A 14,779-nucleotide genomic window follows, 5' to 3' on the forward strand; every position below is an offset into this window, starting at 1 on the left:
CCTTCCTATATCGGCCGTGCGAAAAATGAGGCCGATACGCTTCGCCGAATATGAGGACGTATGAGAGGGCGATGAGCAAGCCCGTCAGCGATATCTGTTCGAGACGCTACGCCGGATAGCGGTGGCATACAATGACCTGAATATTAAGAGAAGTTGGCAGCGGTGTTGCCGGGCGCACGGACCGCCATGAAGGACGGACGGCGGCGCAGGCTGAAGCCGATCGACTCGTACAGCCGGATCGCCTTCGTGTTGCTCGCGGCGGTGTGGAGGAACGGGACGTCACCGCGCTCCCGGATGCCCGCGGCCACGGCACGGACCAGCCGCGTCGCCAGTCCCCCGCCCCGGTGGTCGGGATGCGTGCACACCGCGCTGATCTCGGTCCAGCCGGGCGGCCGCAGCCGCTCTCCGGCCATCGCGATCAGCCTGCCCCGGTGCCGGATGCCGAGGTACGTGCCCAGCTCGACGGTGCGGGGCAGGAACGGACCGGGCTTCGTGAGCTCGATCAGAGCGAGGATCTCGGGTACGTCACGGGGGCCGAGCCGGACCGCCTCGGGGGCGGGTTCGGCGCGCAGCGAGGTGTCGACCAGCTGGACGCCGGGGACCGAGCCGACGGTCTCCCAGCCGTCGGGCGGGGTCAGTACGCCGCCGAGCGCGGCGATCCCGCCCTCGCCGACCAGCCTGCGCAGGTCGGCCCACGACTCCGGGTCCGCCGGGTCCGCGAGGGCGGCGAACGGCGAGACGTCCGACGGATAGCGGGCGGCACGGGAGGAGGAGAGGCGGGCCCCGGGCCGGGCCGCCCGCTCGGCGAAGGCGGCGTGCTCACCGGACAACGAGGCCCAGGCGGGGTTGTCGAGGACGTGCGGGGACATCAGGAGTTGGTCACCGGGAGGCCCGGCGGGTTGACCTCCGAGGTGGTGACGGCCTCGTTGGACAGGTTCCAGGCGGCGAGCAGCTGCGCGTACCGGCCGTTCTTGATCAGGTGGTTGATCGCCTCTGCCACCGGCTTGGCGAGCCCGCTGTCCTTCTTCGCGGTCGCCGCGATCAGGCCCTGGAGGGACTCGCCGGCGCCGGAGAAGGAGCCCGCGTTGCGGGTGGGCGCATTGCCGCTCGCCGTCTGGGTGATGTGGTAGGCGATGGACGGGTTCGGGCCGAAGCTGAGGTCGATCTTCTTGCCGCTCAGGGCCAGGTAGGTGCTGTTGGCGTCGGGGAAGTACTTGACGGTGATGTCCTTGCCCTCTGCCTGGAGCTTCTTCTGCCACTCCAGCAGGATCTTCTCCTGGTTGGTCCCGGAGCTGACCGCGACCGTCCTTCCCGCGAGGTTGCGGTAGTCGCCGGCGAAGTTCCAGGGGTTGTCCTTCAGCGTCTCGAAGGCCAGGTTGTCCTGCCGGTAGGAGGCGAACTCGTACTTCTTCTTGCGCTCCTCCGTGACCGTGACGTTGGTGAAGGCCACGTCCACCTTGCCGCTGTCGATGCCGACGAAGAGGTTCTCCCAGGTGGAGTTCTTCACCACCGGCTTGAGCCCGAGCGTCGCGGCCACCAGGCGGCCGAGGTCCGGTTCCGCGCCGGTCAGGGTCTTCTGGTCGGTGCCGACGTACGCCAGCGGCGGGAAGCCGGCGGGCAGCGCGCCGACCCCGATGGCGAGTTCGCCGCGCTCGCGGACATCGGCGGGCAGCTGGGCGCGCAGGGACTCGACCACCGGGACGGACAGCTCGGCCTGCTGGGCGGCGCCGTTGGACACCGCGCCGACGGTGACCTTGTCGGAGCCCGGTCCGGTGGCCTCGGCGTCACCGCCGCACGCGGTGAGTCCGGAGGCGAGCGCCACGGTGGCGGTGGCGGCGCCGAGGCCTCGGACGAATCTGGTGCGCAGGGAGCGTCGGCGTTGCATGGTGTTCCTTTTCGGTTCGGAAGGGCTGGGTGGGGCGGGCGGTTGCGGGGGTGAAGGGGGCGGGACGCGGCGGAGTCAGAGCACCTTGCTCAGGAACTCCCGCGTACGGGGGTGGGCGGGCCGGTCCAGGACTTGCTCGGGCGGGCCCTGTTCGACGATGCGGCCGCCGTCGAGGAAGACGACCTCGTCGGCCACCTCGCGGGCGAAGCCGATCTCGTGCGTGACGATGACCAGCGTGGTGCCGCCGGTGGCCAGGTCCTTGATCACGGACAGCACCTCGCCGACGAGTTCGGGGTCGAGCGCGGAGGTGGGTTCGTCGAAGAGGATGACTCCCGGCCGCAGCGCAAGGGCGCGGGCGATGGCCACACGCTGCTGCTGGCCGCCGGACAGCTGTCGTGGATAGGCGCCGGTCCGGTCGCCGAGCCCGACGCGCTCCAGGAGTTCGCGCGCCAGGGCCCGGGCCTGCGGCCGCGGCAGCCTGCCGGTGGCCACCGGGGCCGCTGCGACGTTGTCCAGCACGGTCAGGTGCGGGAAGAGGTTGAAGTTCTGGAAGACGAAGCCGATCCGCCCGCGCTGGGCGAGGATCGCCCGCTCGCCCAGCTCCTTCAGCCGCCCGGCGTGCCGCTGCACGCCGATCAGCTCGCCGCCGACGCTGACGTATCCGGCATCGGGCTTCTCGAGGTGGTTGATGACCCGCAGCAGGGTGGACTTGCCGGAGCCGGAGCGGCCCAGGACCGCGGTGACCGTGCCCGGCCGCAGCGTCAGGCTCACCCCGTCCAGTACCTGCCGGCGGCCGTACCACTTGTGCACGTCGTGGACCTCGATCGCGGCGGCCCGCATGGCGGTGGTCATCGCGCCGTCTCCTTCCGGAAGCGGTCCCCGAGATCGCGCAGGCCCGTCCGGGCCCGCTGCAGGGGGGTGAGCGGTACGGTGCGCAGCGCGCCGCGCGCGTAGTAGCGCTCGACGTAGAACTGGACGACCGAGAGGACGCTGGTGAGGACCACGTACCAGAAGGTGGCCACGAGCAGCAGCGGCACGACGTCGCCGGAGTAGGTGCTGCCCAGGCTCTGCACCGTGCCGAACAGGTCGAGCAGCGATACGTAGAAGACCAGCGAGGTGGCTTTGACCAGCCCGATCAGCTGGTTGACGTAGGCGGGGACGATGGAGCGCAGCGCCTGGGGGAAGACGATCCGGGCGAACTGGTACCGCTTGGGCAGTCCCAGCGCAGCCGCCGCCTCGTGCTGGCCCTGGTCGACGGAGAGCACACCGGCCCGTACCACCTCGGCCGCGTACGCCGCTTCGCTCAGGCTCAGTCCCACGACCGCCACGACGATGTCGGTGGCCAGCCGCGACTCGTCGAAGGTGAAGAAGGCGGGCCCGAAGGGCACACCGATGCTCAGGGTGGGGTAGAGGGCGCTGAGGTTGTAGAGGAAGAGCAGGACCACGATCAGCGGCACGGAGCGCAGCAGCCAGATGTACGTCCAGCTCACCGACCGGAGCACGGGGTTCGCGGAGAGCCTGCCGAGGGCGAGCAGGATGCCGCCCGCGAGGCCCAGGACCGCGCTGTACAAGGCCACCTGGAGGGTGATGAGCAGGCCCTCCAGGATGACCGGCCTGGCGAACCAGTAGGCGAACCGGTCCCATTGGTAGAAGGGATTGGTCAGCAGCCCGTGGGCGGCCTGGGAGACCAGGACCAGCACGACGGCGGTGGCGATCCACCGCCCGGGCCGGCGGAGCGGGAGGACCCTCTCCGCCGGCGCCGGCGGTCCCGGGGGCGCGGCGAGGACAAGTGATTCGGTCAAGGACACTCCAGCAGCATTCGATGGATCGAAGAATCGAAAAGCAGCCGTCATGCCGAAGTGAAGAGGCCGCCGATGTCGTTATCTGCGGCGTAAGCTAGGCAGCCCGGAGAAGGGCTGTCAACGGCCCTGATATCGGAATCCGCAAAAGGGTGCGGCAATTTCATCCGCCGTACACACAACGCCTTCCGGTGAAATGAACCGGGCTGTCGTTCACAGCCAGGGGAGCTCGTCGGCGGAGTACCGGTAGGCGCGGAAGACGGAGTTCTGGGCGCCGGCCGAGGACTCCAGGCCGACGCCCTCGCCGAAGGACCGGAACTGCGGGACCACGAACTCCCAGACCACCTCGCCGCCGGGGGTCACCTCGAAGAGCCGTCCGAAGGAGCCCTCGGCGATGAAGGTGTTGCCATTGGGAAGCCGCTGCGCGCTGGACATGTAAGGGCTGTAGAAGTTCTGCGGCGGGTTGTCCTCGTACGACCACACCTCCTTGCCCGTGCTCGGGTCCAGCTCCAGCACCCGCGAGTACGGCACGGAAGTGGTGTCGCGATAAGTGCCGTTGTCGAAGACCAGGATGTTCCCGCCCGCCAGCTCGTGCGGATGGTGCTGCTGCGCCAGGACGTCGGGGCCGATGTGCCACAGCACGGACCCGTCGGCGCGGTCGACGGCCACGGTGGAGGACACGCTGCGGAAGCCCAGCACGATCGAGCCGTCGGCGCGTTCGTTGACGGTGTTGGCCATGGGCCAGTGCTCGCGGGCGAAGTGGGGGTTGAGTGGGAACTCCTCGGGGTCGAGGTTCTCGATGGCAGCCCAGCGCCACACCTCCTCCCCCTCCCAGGTCAGTTCGTACACCACGTCCCCGTAGATCACCCCGCCCGGGGCTTCGGAGCCGGGGATGCCGCCCCGGATGCGGGCCGCGTCGGCCGGGTCCAGGGGTTCGACGACGGTGACGATGAGGTTGCCGTTGCGCAGGATCGAGGCGTCGTGGTGGTGGAAGGGATGCCGGACCTCGCGCAGGACCGTGGAGTCGGGGGCAAGTTCCTGGAAGATGCCGCCGTGGTAGACGTCCCAGATGGGGAAGAGGGTGGGGCTGCTGGTGTCCTTGGCCGCGTAGAAGAGGTTGCCGCCCGGGAGGAGCTGTGCCTGGCGGCCGGGCGGGTGCGGGGAGTTCCAGGTGTGGACGGGACGGCCCTCGATGTCGACGAGGTGGATCTCGCCGGCACTGGTGATGGGCGTGTAGAGGGTGAGGCCGCCGTAACTGCGCGCGGGGTCATGGGCGATGAGGCCGACGCCGCGGCGGCGCAGGGTGTTCTGGTCGATGGTCATGAGGATCTCCCGTGAGGATGTGGGTGTGGTCAGTGGATGGTGACGGCGGCCGGGTCGACGGCCGTCAGGGGCGCCGTGTGCAGGTGCCGGAGCAGCACGGCGCGGTCGGCGGAGCCCGGCAGGCCCTGGGCTGCCTTCGCCCAGCCGGCCTCCTGCTCCAACTCGGCCAGCAGCTCGGGCGAGAGGGACGCGCCGTAGCCGTAGCGGGGCTGGTAGGCGTCCACGTAGTCGGCCTGGAGCGCACCCTTGGACTGGGCGAGTACGGCCTCTCGCGCGGCGGCCGGGTCGGCGGCGATCTGGCGCTGGGCCTTCAGCAGCGCCCGGAGCACGGCTGTAGTGGTCTCCTCGGTCGCCGCCGGACCCGCGACGAGCAGGGTCCGTGCCGTGTAGCCGGTGAAGGGGAGCTCGGCGTAGCGGTCACCGAGGGTGGCACGGGCGGCGGCGTAGAAGCTGGGGAAGGTGACCCCGGCGTCGATGTCGCCGCGGGCCAGCGCCGAAGTGACCTGGTTCGGGGCGAGGTTCACCACGGTCACATCAGCGGCCGTCAGCTGCACCGAGGCGAGCATCCGTGACAAGGCGTACTCGACGTTCGTGCCCTGTGGGACCCCGACCTTGCGGCCCTTCAGCGCGGCGAAGCCGGTGACCTGGCGGTCGGTCCGGGTCAGCAGGCGCCAGTCGGAGAACCGGGACAGGTCGGCGACGATCCGCAGCTCGCGCCCGCTCAGCGCGGCCGTCACCGCGGGCAGGTCACCCACGACGCCGAGCTGAGCCTGACCGCCGAGCACGGCGCCCAGCGCGTCCCGCCCGCTGGGCCGGGTGGTCACGGTGGCGTCGATGCCCTCGGCGGACCACAGCCCGCGCTCCTGGGCCACGTAGACGGGCGCGCCGCCGAGGTGGTCGCTCCCGGCGAGGGAAACGGCGGGGCGGCCGCCGTCCGCAGCGCCGGAGCCACCGGCACAGGCAGAGGTGAGCGCGCAGAGCAGGGCCGCCGTCAACAGGGCGGCCACTGCACGGGGTCTGGGCATGGGTGGGGGTCCTTCCGGGAACGGAGGTGGGAGCAGGGAGGAGTTCGGGGGCTTCAGTCGGAGCCGAGGTGACGTGAGATCAATGAGCGCAGGTCCGGGTCGGGCGGCCCGGCGGGCACGGTGTGGTCGGCCACCACACGCCCGGGAGTCCCGCCGAGGACGACGACCCGTTCGGCGAGGGCCAGTGCCTCGTCGATGTCGTGCGTGACGAACAGGACGGTGGTTCCGCGGCGCTGCCACAGCTCCCGCAGCAGGGTCTGCATCCGGGTCCGGGTCAGTGCGTCCAAGGCACCGAACGGCTCGTCCATCAGCAGCACTTCGGGCTCGGCGGCCAGCGCGCGGGCCAGTGCCACGCGCTGCTGCATGCCGCCGGACAGCTGCGCCGGGTACTTCTCGGCACCGTCCGCCAGGCCCACCTCGGCCAGTGCCGCGAGGGCGCGCCGGCGGCGCTCCGGACGCGGCAGGCCGAGCCGCTTGAGCGCGAATTCGACGTTGCCGCGGGCGGTGCGCCAGGGGAACAGCGCGTAGTACTGGAAGACCACGCCCCGCTCCGGGCCCGGGCCGCCCACCGGAGCGGAACCCGCCGTCACCCGCCCTTCGGTGGGCCGCACGAAGCCGGCCACCAGGTTGAGAACCGAGGACTTGCCGCACCCGCTGGGCCCCAGCAGCGCCGTGAACGAGCCTGCCGGGAGCTCCAGATCCGTTCGCTCCAGCACCGGGCCAGCCCCGTAGTGGACCGACAGGCCCTCCAGTCGTACTCCCAGGCTCATGAGTCGCTCCAGTGCACGAACCGGCGACCGACCGCGGCCAGTACGAGGTCGACGGCCACGCCGAGCAGCCCGAGCACGAGCAGCCCCGCGAACATCCGGTCCACGCGCAGGAACTGGCCGTCCACCTGGAGCCGGTATGCCAGCCCGCTGTCCGCGCCGCCCAGTTCCGCCGCCACCAGGGCGAGCAGCGCCACCGAGGCCCCGTACCGCAACGCGGCGAGCAGTGCGGGCGCGGCGGCGGGCAGCAGCACCTCGGTGAACCGCCGGTGCAGCGGCGCCCCCAGCGACCGGGCAGCCCGCAGATGGGACGCCGGGACCCGGGACACCCCGTCGTGTACGTACAGCCAGACGGCGAGCAGCACGGCGTACGCGATGAGCAGGCGCTTGGCGGTCTCCCCGATGCCGAACCAGGCGGTCGCGAGCGGCACCAGCGCGATGGCCGGGATCGGGCGCAGGAAGGAGATCACCGGGGTGACGGCGGCGGACAGCCTCGGCAGATAGCCGGTGGCGAAGCCCAGCGCGCCGCCCACGAGGGCGCCGAGCACGAAACCCTGCCCTGCGCGAGCCAGGCTGGCGCCGAGATCAGCGGCCAGGATGCCGCTGCGGGCGCTGTCCGCGAGCGCGGCCGCGGTCTCACCGGGCGTGGGCAGCAGCCCAGGGGCCACCGCACCGGACCCCGCGAGCAGGCACCACAGCGCGAGCACGGCGCCTGCCGCGCCCAGGGCCGGGCCGAGGCGGCCGATGCTGCGGCCGGGCGGTGAAGGGGTGGCGTGCACGGGGCGGCTCCTCGTTCGGTTCCTCGTTCATAAGTGAGGTCAATAATTGACCACGCTTATGACGGGAGTGTTGCGGCAGCACGAAACCTCGCCGGGGCCCCCGGTGCTTGATCGGTGATGAGGTACGTTCACGTGCGTGTCTCGACCTGAACCCACGCCCGAGGCGATCGAGGTCGGACGGGTGATCCGGAGCTGCCGCAAACAGCGCGGCGTCTCCATGGCCGTCCTCGCCACGCTCTCCGGCCTCTCCCAGCCGTTCCTCAGCCAGCTCGAACGCGGCCTCGCCACCCCCAGTCTCAGCTCGATCTACCGGATCGCGGAGGCGCTGGACGTCACTCCGGGAACCTTCCTGCGCCCGCCCGCCCGGCCGGGTGCGGTCAGCCACGAGAGCGACCCACAGGTGATCCGCGTCAGCGAGGCCGCCGGGCAGATCGCCCAGGTCCTCATCCCCGGCGGGCGCAGCGCGCTGATGGAGGCCTACGAGCACCACTTCGAGCCCGGCCAGGGCGAGCGCGGCTGGTTCGAGCACCCCGGCGAGGACTTCCTCTACGTACTGGAGGGCGAGATCGTCCTCGAGGTCGAGGGCGAGGAACCGCTGACCCTGCGCGCCGGCCAGAGCGCCCACCACCGGGGTGAAGTCCCGCACCGCTGCCGCCTGACGGGCCCGGCCGCCGCCCGCACCCTGCTGGTCATCGCGAACGCCTGAGGAACCCACCGCCGGTGGCGGCAGGGGTTCCGCCCCCGGCCGGCCCGGGGGCTACTGGTGGTCGGGAACGTACTTGTAGCCGACGCGGCGCACGGTGGAGATGCGGTCCCGGTAGGCGGGACCGAGCTTGCGGCGCAGTCGGGCTACGTGGACGTCGACCGTACGGCCGTCGCCGATGTGCCCATAACCCCAGATGCCCGAGATGAGGGCATCACGCGTGTGGACCGTGTACGGATGGGACACGAGGTGGGCCAATAGGTCGAACTCAAGGTAGGTGAGCTCGAGTTCGCGGCCGTCGACCTCGACCAGCCGACGTGCGCGGTCGACCCGGATGCCGTCGTCGCGCTGAACGGCGTCGGGGTGCGGAGCCGGTTCCGGCTCGGGAGCCGGAAGCGTCCCGGGCTCGAGGGAACGGATCTCCGGGCGTATGCCGTGCGCGTTCATCAGCGCCACCGGGTCGACGTCCGCCGGCAGGAACACGAGGTATCCGACGCGGCCGCCATGGCTCCCGTCGACGTAGACACCGGGCGGACGGTCGCCGACCAGCTGGAGGCGCGGGGCCGGGGAACGGCGGAGGACGGGTGCGGGAATTGCGGTGGTCACGATGAGCCCCTTCGGCTGCGCGGATCGATGTACGGATGCCGGGTGTTCGGGCACGTCAGGGCTCGGGGTCTCCGTGACGGAGCCGACCGGGAAGGTCGGCGCGTCGCACGCCGGGCGGACCGTACGGCTCAAAGGGCCGGGGTCACGAGAGCGCGGAGCACAGAGAGGAGCGGCAGCCGGCACACCGGCGCGCGTCGAGGAAATGCCCTGTCGAAGAAGCCCTAAACGGGTCGGCAGATGGCGCTGGCGACGAGACGGAAGTCAACGTGCCTGCGGCGTACGAGCAACGGCTGCGACGGGGACATGGCCACATCGTGAAGTGCGCGGCGGGCACGCGTCAATAGTTCCCTACTGATTACATAGGAAACCTCGGGCGAACCCCCGGAGGGCACGCACCCCCTGACAGAGGGTCGACTGCGACCAACCCCGCAAGCCGACCGCTGACCTGCAGGGTCTTTCATCCCGAGATCGAATTGTCCACGATACGGTCACGCTCTTGCCCGGAAGGCCGCTTCGGGCAAGTATCCCTATCAATCCGATGGGAAAGGTGGGGATTCGGCAACGGGCCGACGCCTCCCAACAACGTTCCGGAGTAGCCGACATGACCACCGCCAGCCCCCATGGCACCGCTGTCCGCCGCCCAGCCCCCGCGCCCCACAGCGGCACCGGGGCCTGCCGGTGACACCCATGCGGACGACACCCGGCCCCACCGGCCACCGATCCACCGACGAGCGGCGGCGCGCGCTCCTGCGTATCGCCCGCGATGTGGCGGACGACCTCGCCGCGGACGCCATCGCCCGCGATCAGGCCGGCAAGCCGCCGACCGACGAGACCGCCCGGCTGCGGGAAGCCGGCCTGCCGGCAGCCCTCACCCCGCCCGGGCCCGGCCGCGGGGCGGACTGGCGTACCGGATGCGCCGTCATACGGGAGATCGCCGCAGCGGACAGCTCTGTCGGCGACGTACTCGCCCGCCACTACGTACACGCCTGGAGCGGACGCTTCTACGCGAGTCACGAACACGCGACCGCCCTCGAAGAGGAGTCGGTGCGCGAGCGATGGCTGTGGACCGGGGCGATCCGCACTCCCGCCCCGGGCGGCGACACCGAGGGACCGGACCTCACGCTGAGGCCGCGCGCCGCAGGCTACCTGCTGAACGGGCGCCGGTCCGTGGACACGGCGGTGGCCGCAGCCGACCAGATCGTGGTGGACGCCGTTTGCGCCGCAACCGGTGACGTCCTCGTCGTACGCGTGCCACCCGGCGCACAGGGCGTGACCGTCGAACCCGCCCACGATCGCCTCGGGCAGCGGGTCGCCGGCGCCGGCGAGGTCGTCCTGGACAGGGTCACCATCACGCCGGGGCAGGTACTGGGCCGCCGGCCGCACGACGAGGAGTCGACAGCGCCCTTCACCGCGCTCGCGGAGCCGGCGCTCCGGCTCGCCCTGTGCCACGTCGGCCTCGGCATCGCCGAGGGCGCCCTCACCGAAGCACGCGACCTCAGCAGGGGCAGCCGCGCGCACCGGCTGCCCGGTGAGGACCCGGACCTCTTCCTGACGTACGGGGAACTCGCCTCTGCCGCTCAGACGGCCACCGCCGTGGCAGACCGGGCGACGGAGGTGATGGCGCACGCCCTCGCCACGGGCGTGCAGCTCGATGCCGAGGTACCCGCGGGCGTCGCCGCCCTGGTCGCCACGGCCGAGGCCGTGATGTCGAAGGCCACCCTGCACATCACCGCCCGGGTGCTCGAGCTCGCCGATGCCCCCGGGCTGGACCGGTTCTGGCGCAACGCCCGCGTCCTGACGGCCCACCGCCCGGTCGCTCACCGCCTGCGCTCCATCGGCGAGCACTACCTCAACGGCTCCCACCGCTCGGTGGCTGCGGCCTTCCACTGACCCGCAGCGCACCGTTTCAGGACGCGGATCCGCCACCTGATCCCTCCGGCTGCCGGGCGCGGCCGCCCGCCCGGCAGCCTGCGGCCACCCGCGACCGACGCCGGCCGAATCCATGCCGGATAATGACCTTATGCGGATCTCAGCCAGGGCGGACTACGCGGTACGTGCCGCACTGCAGCTTGCCGCGGCACAGGATGACGGGCCGGTGAAGGCCGAAGCCATCGCCGACGCCCAGGACATCCCCCACAAGTTCCTCGAGGGCATCCTGAACGACATGCGCCGAGGCGGTCTCGTGCTCAGCCAGCGCGGCGGCAACGGCGGCTACCGGCTGGCGAAGCCCGCCGGGTCCATCAGCATCGCGGATGTGATCCGCGTCGTGGACGGACCGCTCGTCTCGGTGCGCGGAGTCCGCCCGCCGGACCTGTCCTACACCGGCCCCGCCGAGTCGCTGCTCCCCCTGTGGATCGCACTGCGGGCCAACGTGCGCGAGATCCTCGACGGCGTGACACTCGCCGACGTCGCGTCGTCCGACCTGCCCTCTGACGTATCGGCGCTGACCGATACCCCCGGGGCCTGGACCAATCCCTGACCCCCGCCCCACCTGCACGTTCTCACATCGCGAGATCTTGACGTCCACGATGCGGTCAGCCTCTTGGGGCGGGTCTCCGCCTCTGCCAAGATGCCTACCAACCAGGTGGGAAAACTAGGAATCGGGGAGGTCACCGTGCGAACAGAGCACCACGCAGGCCGGATGCTGCCTCTGACCTCCCGCCGACACATCGACCTGGTCCGTACGTCCAGCGCCATCTGTCAGCCCTGCTGAGACCCTTCGCCGGGTCGCCTCCGCACGTACTGCACTGCTGGGCGCCGTCCCACTTCGCTCTCCGTCGGCCGGGCGGGCCCCTCGGCCGACCTCACTGACCACGCACCTTCCAGCGCGGTCGTCCGACCACACACCTCTCCGTTCCTCGGTCTGCGGCCGCGATCCCGCCGGCAACGGCCGGGAGCGGGTGCCGTGTGTGCCGTTGCTTCGCGTCGCCCATCTCCGTATCCCCCTGAACGCCATCCCGTGAAAGGACACCTCCGTGTCTGCCGCAAGACCGATCACCACCCTGCGCGCCATCGCCGTCACAGCGACGCTTCCCCTCCTGCTCACCGCCTGCGGCTACGGTTCCGAGGCCAAGAAGGACGACGCGAAGACGTCCGCCGCCCCCGCCGCCGACGCCAAGAAGCTCTCGGCGTCCGAGGTCCGCATCGGGTACTTCCCGAATCTGACGCACGCCACCGCCCTGGTCGGCCTCCAGGAGGGCCTGATCGCCAAGGAGCTGGGCGCCACCGCGATCAAGCCGCAGTCCTTCAATGCCGGCCCGTCCGAGATCGAGGCCCTGAACGGTGGCTCTCTCGACATCGGCTTCATCGGCCCGTCGCCGTCGATCAACGGCTACGTGAAGTCCAAGGGCTCCAACCTGCGGATCATCTCCGGCTCCGCCTCCGGCGGCGTCAAGCTCGTCGTGAACCCGGACAAGATCAAGACCCTGGACGACCTCAAGGGCAAGAAGATCGCCACCCCGCAGAAGGGGAACACGCAGGACGTCGCGTTCCTCAACTGGATCGCGGAGAAGGGCTGGACGGTCGACCCGGAGTCCGGAAAGGGTGACGTCTCCGTCGTCCGCACGGACAACAAGGTGACCCCGGACGCCTTCAAGCAGGGTTCGATCGACGGCGCCTGGGTACCGGAGCCCACCGCCTCCAAGCTCGTCTCCGACGGCGGATCCGTCCTCCTCGACGAGACCGACCTGTGGCCCGACAAGAAGTTCGTGATCACGAACGTCATCGTGTCCCAGAAGTTCCTCAAGGAGCACCCGGACGTGGTCGAGGCCGTGCTGCGCGGCACGGTGAAGACGAACGAGTGGATCAACGCCAACCCCGACAAGGCGAAGGCCTCCGCCAACGCCAAGCTCGCGGCAGAGGGCGGCAAGCCCCTCGACGCAAAGGTCATCGACCCGGCGTGGAAGAGCATCCTCGTCACCGACGACCCGCTGGCCACCACACTGAAGACCGAGTCCGACTGGGCGGTCAAGGCCAAGCTCATCGAACAGCCCGACCTCGCCGGGATCTACGACCTGACGCTGCTGAACAAGGTCCTCAAGGCCGCCGGCAAGCCCGAGGTCTCCGACGCCGGTCTCGGCGCCAAGTAAGCCCGCACTCCAGCAATCCCAGGAGGTGACGACCATGGCCATCACGCTTGCCCATGCTGCCGAGGACACCACCGCTGTGTCGCACGCCGCGCGCATCGCGCACGTCTCGAAGTCCTTCTCCGGCCCGGCCGGATCGCAGCTCGTCCTGGACGACATCAGCCTCGATGTCGCGCCCGGCGAGTTCGTCACCATCCTGGGTGCCTCGGGGTGCGGGAAGTCCACCCTGCTCAACCTGGTCGCCGGACTCGACAAGCCGTCCGCCGGAACGATCGAGACGGCCGGCCGACCGGCACTCATGTTCCAGGAGCACGCCCTCTTCCCGTGGCTCACCGCGGGCAAGAACATCGAACTCGCCCTGCGCCTGCGCGGGGTGGCCAAGGCCGAGCGCAAGCCGGAGGCCGAGCGGTTGCTCGAGCTGGTCCGGCTCGGCGGCGCCTACGGCAAGCGGGTCCACGAGCTGTCAGGCGGCATGCGCCAGCGCGTCGCGCTGGCCCGGGCCCTGGCCCAGGACAGCCGGCTCCTGCTGATGGACGAACCGTTCGCGGCGCTCGACGCCATCACCCGGGACGTCCTGCACGGCGAACTCACCCGCATCTGGGCCGAAACAAACGTGTCCGTCCTCTTCGTCACGCACAACGTCCGCGAGGCCGTCCGCCTCGCCCAGCGCGTGGTCCTGCTCTCCTCACGGCCCGGCCGGGTCGCCAAGGAATGGACCGTGGGCATCCCGCAGCCGCGCCGCATCGAGGACGCGGACGTCGCGGAACTGTCCCTTGAGATCACCGAACACCTGCGTGGGGAGATCCGCCGCCATGGCCAGCACTGACACCACACCCAAGGCCACGGCCAAGCATGACGATCTGGCGGGCCTGGAGGCGGGCCTCGACGCGCTCGACGCCGTCCAGACCCACCGCACCCCGGTCCGCGAGGTCCTCGTCAAGAAGGTCCTGCCGCCGTTCCTCGCCGTCGGCCTGGTCCTGCTGGTCTGGCAGGTCCTGGTCTCGCTGAAGATCACCGACGAGACCAAGCTCCCCGCACTGTCCTCGGTGTGGGACAGCCTGTCCGAGATGTGGCTCAAGGGCACGCTGCTGGAGGTCATCTGGACCAGCGTCTCGCGCGGTCTGCTCGGCTTCCTGCTGGCCCTGGCCATCGGCACCCCCCTCGGACTCCTGGTCGCCCGGGTGAAGTTCGTCCGCGCCGCGATCGGCCCGATCCTCCAGGGCCTGCAGTCGCTGCCCTCGGTCGCCTGGGTGCCGCCGGCCGTGCTCTGGTTCGGACTCAACGACGCGATGATGTACACCGTCATCCTGCTCGGCGCCGTCCCGTCCATCGCCAACGGCCTCGTCTCCGGCATCGACCAGATCCCGCCGCTGTTCCTGCGGGCCGGCCGCACCCTGGGCGCCACCGGCCTCAGCGGCGCCCGGCACGTGGTCATGCCGGCCGCACTCCCCGGCTACCTCGCCGGCCTCAAGCAGGGCTGGGCCTTCTCCTGGCGCTCCCTGATGGCCGCCGAGATCATCGCCAGCTCCCCCGACCTGGGCCTGGGCCTCGGCCAGCTCCTCGAGAACGGCCGCAACAACATCGACCTGCCCGGCGTCTTCCTCGCCATCATCCTCATCCTCGTCGTCGGCATCGCCATCGACCTGCTCATCTTCAGCCCGGTCGAGCGGTACGTACTGCGCAGCCGCGGCCTGCTGGTCAAGAGCTGATCAGCGGTCGCGCTCGGCACTGACCGGCCGCAGCACCCTCCGGCAGGCGCCGGAGGGTGCTGCGCCGCGAGCAGCTCATCGACCGGCAGCCCGGCGCC

At 70.8% G+C, this 14,779-nt stretch carries 16 protein-coding genes; 7 read left to right on the forward strand and 9 right to left on the reverse strand.

What is annotated here, in order from left to right:
- Positions 1–143: 143 nt before the first annotated feature.
- The 8 genes from AB5J51_RS03030 to AB5J51_RS03065 all read right to left on the reverse strand — a co-directional run bounded on the left by AB5J51_RS03030 (position 144) and on the right by AB5J51_RS03065 (position 7,578).
- Positions 144–869 (reverse strand): GNAT family N-acetyltransferase, encoded by a 726-nt coding sequence (locus AB5J51_RS03030; RefSeq protein WP_369776715.1) that lies wholly within the window; start codon positions 867–869, stop codon positions 144–146.
- Positions 869–1,885 carry an ABC transporter substrate-binding protein gene (locus tag AB5J51_RS03035; RefSeq protein WP_369776716.1) on the reverse strand — a complete coding sequence of 339 codons (1,017 nt, stop codon included), beginning with the start codon at positions 1,883–1,885 and terminating at the stop codon, positions 869–871. The genes AB5J51_RS03030 and AB5J51_RS03035 overlap by 1 nt, the downstream gene beginning before the upstream one ends.
- Before the next feature lie 75 nt (positions 1,886–1,960).
- Positions 1,961–2,737 (reverse strand): amino acid ABC transporter ATP-binding protein, encoded by a 777-nt coding sequence (locus tag AB5J51_RS03040; RefSeq protein WP_369776717.1) that lies wholly within the window; start codon positions 2,735–2,737, stop codon positions 1,961–1,963.
- Complete coding sequence (locus tag AB5J51_RS03045; protein WP_136226242.1) at positions 2,734–3,738, reverse strand: amino acid ABC transporter permease; 1,005 nt, start codon at positions 3,736–3,738, stop codon at positions 2,734–2,736. The genes AB5J51_RS03040 and AB5J51_RS03045 overlap by 4 nt, the downstream gene beginning before the upstream one ends.
- Positions 3,739–3,897: 159 nt before the next feature.
- Positions 3,898–5,007: an aryl-sulfate sulfotransferase gene (locus AB5J51_RS03050; RefSeq protein ID WP_053787721.1), complete on the reverse strand. Its 1,110-nt coding sequence runs from the start codon at positions 5,005–5,007 to the stop codon at positions 3,898–3,900.
- A gap of 29 nt (positions 5,008–5,036) precedes the next feature.
- Complete coding sequence (locus tag AB5J51_RS03055) at positions 5,037–6,032, reverse strand: ABC transporter substrate-binding protein (protein WP_136226240.1); 996 nt, start codon at positions 6,030–6,032, stop codon at positions 5,037–5,039.
- Between the two features lie 53 nt (positions 6,033–6,085).
- The gene (locus AB5J51_RS03060; protein ID WP_369776718.1) at positions 6,086–6,802 is read right to left on the reverse strand and encodes an ABC transporter ATP-binding protein; all 717 of its coding nucleotides are present in this window, start codon (positions 6,800–6,802) and stop codon (positions 6,086–6,088) included.
- Positions 6,799–7,578, reverse strand: coding sequence for an ABC transporter permease (locus AB5J51_RS03065; protein ID WP_369776719.1), 780 nt, complete (start codon positions 7,576–7,578; stop codon positions 6,799–6,801). Before AB5J51_RS03065 ends, AB5J51_RS03060 begins: the two co-directional genes overlap by 4 nt.
- 136 nt (positions 7,579–7,714) lie before the next feature.
- Between AB5J51_RS03065 and AB5J51_RS03070 the strand changes: the two genes are divergently transcribed.
- Positions 7,715–8,284: a helix-turn-helix domain-containing protein gene (locus AB5J51_RS03070; RefSeq protein ID WP_136226238.1), complete on the forward strand. Its 570-nt coding sequence runs from the start codon at positions 7,715–7,717 to the stop codon at positions 8,282–8,284.
- Positions 8,285–8,335: 51 nt separating this feature from the next.
- Here AB5J51_RS03070 and AB5J51_RS03075 read toward each other — a convergent pair whose 3' ends face one another.
- Entirely contained in the window at positions 8,336–8,887 is a 552-nt protein-coding gene (locus tag AB5J51_RS03075; protein ID WP_369776720.1) for a winged helix-turn-helix domain-containing protein, read from the reverse strand.
- 687 nt (positions 8,888–9,574) lie between these two features.
- On the opposite strand from AB5J51_RS03075, the gene AB5J51_RS03080 reads away from it, so the two are divergent.
- The 6 genes from AB5J51_RS03080 (at position 9,575) to AB5J51_RS03105 (ending at position 14,681) form a co-directional block, all read left to right on the forward strand.
- Complete coding sequence (locus tag AB5J51_RS03080) at positions 9,575–10,777, forward strand: acyl-CoA dehydrogenase (protein WP_369776721.1); 1,203 nt, start codon at positions 9,575–9,577, stop codon at positions 10,775–10,777.
- 130 nt (positions 10,778–10,907) lie between these two features.
- Entirely contained in the window at positions 10,908–11,366 is a 459-nt protein-coding gene (locus AB5J51_RS03085) for an Rrf2 family transcriptional regulator (protein WP_053787727.1), read from the forward strand.
- Between the two features lie 162 nt (positions 11,367–11,528).
- Positions 11,529–11,600: a putative leader peptide gene (locus AB5J51_RS03090; RefSeq protein WP_353962829.1), complete on the forward strand. Its 72-nt coding sequence runs from the start codon at positions 11,529–11,531 to the stop codon at positions 11,598–11,600.
- A gap of 262 nt (positions 11,601–11,862) precedes the next feature.
- Positions 11,863–12,975 carry an aliphatic sulfonate ABC transporter substrate-binding protein gene (locus AB5J51_RS03095; RefSeq protein ID WP_369776722.1) on the forward strand — a complete coding sequence of 371 codons (1,113 nt, stop codon included), beginning with the start codon at positions 11,863–11,865 and terminating at the stop codon, positions 12,973–12,975.
- A 25-nt stretch (positions 12,976–13,000) separates the two neighbouring features.
- A complete protein-coding gene (locus tag AB5J51_RS03100) occupies positions 13,001–13,798 on the forward strand; it encodes an ABC transporter ATP-binding protein (protein WP_369776723.1) in 798 nt (265 codons plus the stop codon).
- The gene (locus AB5J51_RS03105) at positions 13,785–14,681 is read left to right on the forward strand and encodes an ABC transporter permease (protein ID WP_369776725.1); all 897 of its coding nucleotides are present in this window, start codon (positions 13,785–13,787) and stop codon (positions 14,679–14,681) included. Before AB5J51_RS03100 ends, AB5J51_RS03105 begins: the two co-directional genes overlap by 14 nt.
- The last annotated feature ends 98 nt before the right edge of the window (positions 14,682–14,779 follow it).

This window comes from Streptomyces sp. R33, assembly GCF_041200175.1.
Lineage (GTDB): Bacteria > Actinomycetota > Actinomycetes > Streptomycetales > Streptomycetaceae > Streptomyces > Streptomyces katrae_B.

Coding starts and splice junctions, on each gene's coding strand:
- AB5J51_RS03030 (WP_369776715.1), bottom strand. CDS start 869: ATGTCCCCGCACGTCCTCGACAACCCCGCCTGGGCCTCGTTGTCCGGT.
- AB5J51_RS03035 (WP_369776716.1), bottom strand. CDS start 1,885: ATGCAACGCCGACGCTCCCTGCGCACCAGATTCGTCCGAGGCCTCGGC.
- AB5J51_RS03040 (WP_369776717.1), bottom strand. CDS start 2,737: ATGACCACCGCCATGCGGGCCGCCGCGATCGAGGTCCACGACGTGCAC.
- AB5J51_RS03045 (WP_136226242.1), bottom strand. CDS start 3,738: ATGACGGCTGCTTTTCGATTCTTCGATCCATCGAATGCTGCTGGAGTG.
- AB5J51_RS03050 (WP_053787721.1), bottom strand. CDS start 5,007: ATGACCATCGACCAGAACACCCTGCGCCGCCGCGGCGTCGGCCTCATC.
- AB5J51_RS03055 (WP_136226240.1), bottom strand. CDS start 6,032: ATGCCCAGACCCCGTGCAGTGGCCGCCCTGTTGACGGCGGCCCTGCTC.
- AB5J51_RS03060 (WP_369776718.1), bottom strand. CDS start 6,802: ATGAGCCTGGGAGTACGACTGGAGGGCCTGTCGGTCCACTACGGGGCT.
- AB5J51_RS03080 (WP_369776721.1), top strand. CDS start 9,575: ATGCGGACGACACCCGGCCCCACCGGCCACCGATCCACCGACGAGCGG.
- AB5J51_RS03085 (WP_053787727.1), top strand. CDS start 10,908: ATGCGGATCTCAGCCAGGGCGGACTACGCGGTACGTGCCGCACTGCAG.
- AB5J51_RS03105 (WP_369776725.1), top strand. CDS start 13,785: ATGGCCAGCACTGACACCACACCCAAGGCCACGGCCAAGCATGACGAT.